Source organism: Methylotenera oryzisoli (assembly GCF_004661485.1).
Taxonomy (GTDB): domain Bacteria; phylum Pseudomonadota; class Gammaproteobacteria; order Burkholderiales; family Methylophilaceae; genus Methylotenera; species Methylotenera oryzisoli.
Genome location: NZ_PQVH01000020.1, coordinates 1 through 1,776 on the forward strand (window position 1 = coordinate 1; position 1,776 = coordinate 1,776).

The 1,776-nt window shown below is 41.2% G+C and carries 1 protein-coding gene; it reads left to right on the forward strand.

What is annotated here, in order from left to right; genetic code table 11:
- Positions 1 to 158: 158 nt before the first annotated feature.
- Positions 159 to 1,776, forward strand: a 1,618-nt coding sequence (locus tag C3Y98_RS12725; RefSeq protein ID WP_135279084.1) for an MCP four helix bundle domain-containing protein, incomplete at its 3' end; no start/stop codon positions are given.

Below are 1,776 nucleotides of genomic sequence, written 5' to 3' on the forward strand. Positions count from 1 at the left end.
AGTAAAGTTGCGCAAGTGGCCAGACCTGCACCAGCTAAACTGAGCGTTAAAACGAACAGTGATGATGGCGATTGGGAAGAGTTTTAACTAGCAATATATTGAAATAGTATGTTTAATATACGGATATTTTGGTTTTTTAGTAAAGAATGGGTTTTTAAATGCAAATGACTGTCGCAAGAAAAATGTTATTAATTACATTGGTTTCTGTTTTAGGTTTAGTTGGTATTTTAACGTTAAACTCATTCCAGTCGGACGCTGTATATAACGATACAAATTATGCAAACACCAACATTGTGCCGAGCATCATTAAACTAGATGAAATGCGCTATAAGTTTAATACGCTACGTATTCGAGTTGCAAACCACACGCTGATTAAAGACGAAGCGAAAATGGCTGAAGTGGAAGAGGCAATTAGAAAACTGCAGTCTGAGTTAAATGAAGTTACAGGCTCGTATGCTGACCTTGTGTCTGATGCACAAGAGAAAAGCTTGTTAGGTGCGGATGTTGAGGACTTAAAAGTCTATTTTACACGTATGGAACCGATATTAGAGGCTTCACGTGCTAATCAAAAAGAACTTGCGCACGAGCTATATATCGCGATTCGTACCCCGGCAGAAAAGGCAAATGATAGTATTGCAGCACATATGCAATATAAAGTTGAGCTCGGTCAGAAGCATGCGGCTAATGCGCTTACAGTGAAACAAAACTCAATTAAGCTTTCTTTAGGATTAGGTTTGCTTGCTGTGATTGCCTCTATTTTGTTTGGTGTGATGCTTTCACGCGCTTTACGTAAACAGCTAGGTGGTGAGCCAAATGAGGTTGCAAAAATTGCTAACGATATTGCCAGTGGTGATTTAAATGGCGTGATTAAGGTTGACTCAGGTGACCAATCAAGTTTGATGTCCTCAATGTTAAAAATGCAGCAAGCACTCAAAACTGTAATTGAAGAGCAGACCGCCATGTCTGCCCAAAATAGATTAGGCAATATTGGTGCTTCTATCGACACTAGTAAGCTGCGTGGTAGCTATCAGGTTATGGCTAGTAATGTGAATGAAATGGCCTCTAACCAAGCAAATGTGATGCGTAAAGTTACCGCATGTATTGGTGAGTTTGCTAAAGGTAATTTTGATGCACCTTTAGAACGATTCCCAGGTCAACGAGCCTTTATTAATGAAGGTGTCGAGCAGCTACGCGCAAATATCAAAACATTTGTCAGCGAAATGCAAACTATGTCTCAGCAACATGACTTGGGTGAAATTGATGCTGCTATCGATACTTCTAGATTCACAGGCACTTACGCGGAGATGGCTGAATCATTGAACAAGATGGTTGGAGCCCATGTACGCGAGAAAGAAGAAGTCACGCAAGTGATGCGTGCATTAGGTGATGGTGATTTTGAAGTACAGATACAACAATACCCTGGTAAAAAAGCAGAGATTAACAAAAACTTAGATCGCCTAAAAGGCAAACTTAAAGGCGCGGTAGACTCTGTTAAATGGGTCACCAACGAACATGCACAAGGTAATATTGACATGAGTTTGCATGCTCATCTATTCAAAGGTGGCTTCGCTGAGCTTGTCACCGCAGTGAACGTCATTGTTGCAGGCCAACTAGAACTGACAGAAAAAGCACTCGCCTGTGTTAAAGCCTTTGGTGAAGGCGACTTTGACGCCCCATTAGAAACATTCCCGGGCAAAAAAGTATTCGTCAACGAAGCGATTGAACAAGTACGTGCACATCTGAAAGCACTCAACGAAGATGCTCAGCTACTTGCTG